At 53.9% G+C, this 4,012-nt stretch carries 3 protein-coding genes and 1 pseudogene; 3 read left to right on the forward strand and 1 reads right to left on the reverse strand.

What is annotated here, in order from left to right; genetic code table 11:
* The coding region (locus PHF27_RS13645) for a Tex family protein (RefSeq protein WP_300071217.1) at nucleotides 1–1,934 on the reverse strand (1,934 nt) is incomplete at its 3' end.
* A gap of 239 nt (nucleotides 1,935–2,173) precedes the next feature.
* Here PHF27_RS13645 and PHF27_RS13650 point away from each other — a divergent pair.
* The 3 genes and pseudogenes from PHF27_RS13650 to PHF27_RS13660 all read left to right on the forward strand — a co-directional run.
* The gene (locus PHF27_RS13650) at nucleotides 2,174–2,611 is read left to right on the forward strand and encodes a Fur family transcriptional regulator (protein ID WP_300071220.1); all 438 of its coding nucleotides are present in this window, start codon (nucleotides 2,174–2,176) and stop codon (nucleotides 2,609–2,611) included.
* A gap of 146 nt (nucleotides 2,612–2,757) precedes the next feature.
* Nucleotides 2,758–3,420 (forward strand): deoxyribose-phosphate aldolase, encoded by a 663-nt coding sequence (gene deoC / locus PHF27_RS13655; RefSeq protein ID WP_300071223.1) that lies wholly within the window; start codon nucleotides 2,758–2,760, stop codon nucleotides 3,418–3,420.
* Nucleotides 3,417–4,012: pseudogene (locus tag PHF27_RS13660) on the forward strand (phosphomannomutase/phosphoglucomutase); the annotation flags it as partial. The gene deoC and the pseudogene PHF27_RS13660, both read left to right, overlap by 4 nt.

Here is a 4,012-nt window from a genome sequence, read left to right on the forward strand (position 1 = left end):
TCGGACAGCTTGACTACCTGCTGACGCGTGAGCGGCAGCGGTACGTCTTCCCGGGGATCGCGGCCCGGCTTGGCTAGAGCCGCCAGAATATCACGGACCGTGGGTTCGCCAGCTTCGAGCTCCTTGGCTAGCTTGGCGACATCGGCCTGAGGCGCTTGCGCCTGCAGCGTGGTCAGACGGTCTTTATGATTCAAATCTTTTAAGGTGAAGCCCAGCTTGGCGAGCAGATTTTCCGCCAAAGAGTAAGATTCCGGATGGACCGGCGTATTATCTAGCGGATGGGGAGAAGCGGCCAAACGGAGGAACCCTGCGCATTGCGTATAGGCAGCAGGACCCAGACGGGCGACCTTCAGCAGCTCTTTACGCTGCCGGAAGGGGCCGTTGACCTCGCGGTGAGCTACAATGTTTTTAGCGACAGTCGCATTAATGCCGGCTACATGACGCAGCAACGCTCCCGAGGCGGTGTTTAATTCTACGCCTACATGGTTAACCGCTGACTCAACAACAGCGTCTAGCGTGTGGGCTAGCTCCTTTTGATCGACATCATGCTGGTACTGGCCGACGCCGATGGCCTTGGGTTCGATCTTGACCAGCTCGGCTAAAGGATCCTGGATGCGGCGGGCGATGGAAACAGCGCCGCGAATCGAAACATCCAAGTCCGGCATTTCCTCCCGGGCCAGCTTAGAGGCGGAGTAGACCGAGGCGCCGGCTTCGTTGGCGATGAGATAGCGCAGCGGCAGTTGATGCTCGGCAATGAGGTTGGCGACAAACTCCTCTGTTTCAAAGGAAGCTGTGCCATTGCCGATGGCTGCCAGCGTGATCTTATGGCGGTGACAGAGATCCAGCACTTTTTGGGCGCTCTGCTGTTTTTGCGCCGCCGAATGGGTAATGTAAATGGTCGTTGTCTCCAGAACCGCCCCCGTAGGGTCGATGACAGCCACCTTGCAGCCGGTGCGGTAGCCAGGGTCAAGGCCGATTACGGTATGTCCGGCTAAGGGAGCCTGCAACAGCAATTGGCGCAGGTTGAGGCTGAAGACGCGGATGGCTTGCTTTTCGGCGTGCTCCGAGAGGAGATTGCGGATTTCCCGCTCCAAGGCAGGGAAAAGCAGACGCTTATAGCCGTCGGCAATGGCCGAGGCCAGCCACTCCGAGGCGCCATTGGGCGAGGAAATGATTCTTCGGCACAAAGCGGCGATAAACTCTTCGTGCGGCGCTACTAAGTGTACCTTGAGAAGCTCCTTCTTTTCACCGCGATTGATGGCGAGAATACGATGGGACGGCATGCGTTTTACCGGTTCACGGTAGTCTTTATAGGCCAGAACTTCTTTAGCGGCTTCTTCCTCAACGGCAAATTCCGCAGTGATTTCGCCTTTTTGCCACAGTTCTTTGCGCAGCCAGGCGCGGATAGAAGCATCTTCTGAGGTTTGTTCTGCAATAATATCCGAGGCTCCGGCTAGCGCTTCTTCTGCCGTTTCAATATCCGGCAACGCAGCCAGCATAGCAGCGGCCGCTTCGTCAGGGCTTTTTCCGGCAGGAAGCTGGCGCAGCAGATCGGCCAGAGGCTCGAGACCTTTTTCGCGGGCGATTTGCGCCCGTGTGCGCTTTTTGGGGCGATATGGAAGATAGAGATCCTCCAGTTCTTGCAGCTTGGTGGTTTTCTCGATAGCTGCCTGAAGTTCAGGCGTCAGCTTTTGCTGCTCCTCAATGGAAGCGAGAATTTCTTCTTGACGTTTGGCCAAATTGCGCAGATACGCGAAGCGTTCTTCAATGAGACGGATTTGTTCTTCGTCCAGCTCGCCGGTTGCTTCTTTGCGATACCGTGCGATGAACGGGACAGTATTGCCGTCGTCCAAGAGGGAGATCGTGGCGTTCGCCTGGTGCGGCGCAATGCGTAGCTCCTGGGCGAGAATGCCGGGGATTTGTTCTAGTTTCATATATTTCACCAGCCTTGTCATATACAGTCTTTTTATTATAGCATAGACCATGATTGTTGTTGGCAAAGAGATTCTTTTAGGAAATATGTGTCTAAGACTAGACGAATGCTCTGGGGAATGGTAATATTACCCTTATGAAATGCTTGACAGGCATTGCAAACCATAGTAAAATTCAATTAAACTCAAAGGATAATAATTACTAGTAAGCTAAAAGATTTATGAAGTAGGTGTGATGAATAATGGATTTCTCCGTAGCAGCTCTCTTGCGGGAGAAAGGATTCAAAGTAACCCCTCAACGTCTGGCGATTTATCAGGTTTTGTCTAACACGACACAGCATCCCTGCGCCGAAGCGATTTTCAACGAATTGCAGCCCCATTATCCGACGATGAGCTTGGCCACTGTGTACAAGACTATCGAGATTTTGCGGGAAATTGGCATGGTACAGGTGCTCAATGTAGGCGAAGACAGCTTCCGCTACGATGCGACCGTCGAAAACCATCCTCATGTACGTTGCATGGATTGCGGTCGCGTGGATGACATGCATGATATTGACGCCAGCGCTTTTGTGAAACAGGTCAGCGACAAAACGGACTATGTTTTATCAGGCCAGCAGTTCTATTTCTATGGCATCTGTCCGGCCTGCCAGAAAAAGCAACAAGCGCAAGCGCGCAATTAATCGCACTCACGCATTGCACCATCGCACTATTTCTTTATAGTTCGCATTGCGAGCCGTCCTTCTTGCGAAGGACGGCTTTTCTGTTTTGCTCGCCTCTGGTAAAATAAAAGAATATCACCCTGTAAAGTAAAAAAGGAGGAATCACCATGCGGAAATTGGCTTCCTATATTGATCATACCTTGCTTAAGGCGACGGCGACTCCCGATGATATCCGGGATCTGTGCGAAGAGGCGGCAATGTATGGTTTTGCCGCCGTATGCGTCAATCCGGTCTATGTGGATTTAGCGGCGCATCTTTTGGCTGGCAGCGGCGTCAAGGTGGCTACTGTCGTGGGGTTCCCGTTAGGCGCTAACTTGACTTGGGTAAAAGAGGAAGAAACGCGCCAAGCCGTGCGCTGCAAGGCGGATGAGATCGATATGGTCATTTCCCTAGGGGCGGCGAAGAGCGGCCAATGGGATGCGGTGGCCAACGATGTGCATAGCGTCGTAGAGGCGGCGGAAGGTAAAATTGTTAAAGCCATTTTGGAAACCTGCTGTCTGGATGATGATGAAAAATGCCAAGCGGCGCTGGCGGCTCTCAGAGGGGGCGCTCATTTTGTAAAAACCTCCACAGGCTTTGGCAGCGGCGGCGCTACGGTAGAAGATATACAGCTGCTGCGCCGGACCGTAGGCGATGCTGCGCAGATCAAAGCTTCCGGCGGCATTCGCACGCTGGAGCAGGTTCGGGCGATGATTGCCGCCGGCGCCGACCGCATTGGCGCCAGTGCGGGTGTGGCTATTATGCAAGCACTACAGAAGGAGTCTTCATGAAACACAATATTTATCACGCCTGCGACATTCGCGGCATTGCCGATAGGGATTTAGACGACGCGACAGTAACGGATATTGCCAGAGCGCTGGGCGTGATGTTAACCGGAAAAACCGTGGTGGTCGGCGGCGATATTCGTTTGTCTACGCCGCGTTTAAAGCCGATTTTATGCCGTGAACTGGCGGCTTCCGGCTGTCGGGTGCTGGACATTGGCACGGTGGCGACGCCGGTGTTTTATTATGCGCTGCGTCAAAGCGAAGCCGAAGGCGGCGTTATGATTACCGCCAGTCACAATCCGGCGCCCTATAACGGCTTTAAGCTGGTCTTGGGCCCGTTGCCGGTGAGAGAAGAAGAGGTGGCTCATATTGCCTCTTTGGTTGGGGAGAAAGCGTGCGTGCGTGCAGAGGGTTCGCTGGAAAGCTGGGACGTAGCCAAAGCCTATCTGCGGGATACCGCCGCCAAAGCCGCCCCGGGTAAACTGAAAGTAGTTGTCGACGCAGGCTGCGGGGCGACCGCGCCGTTTGCGCCTGCGTTGTATAATTCCTTAGGGTATGAGGTAGTCGATCTATATTGCGAGGCCGACGGGAATTTTCC

Origin of the sequence: Anaeromusa sp. (assembly GCF_028691475.1) — a bacterium.
In the GTDB taxonomy this organism is placed as follows: domain Bacteria; phylum Bacillota; class Negativicutes; order Anaeromusales; family Anaeromusaceae; genus Anaeromusa.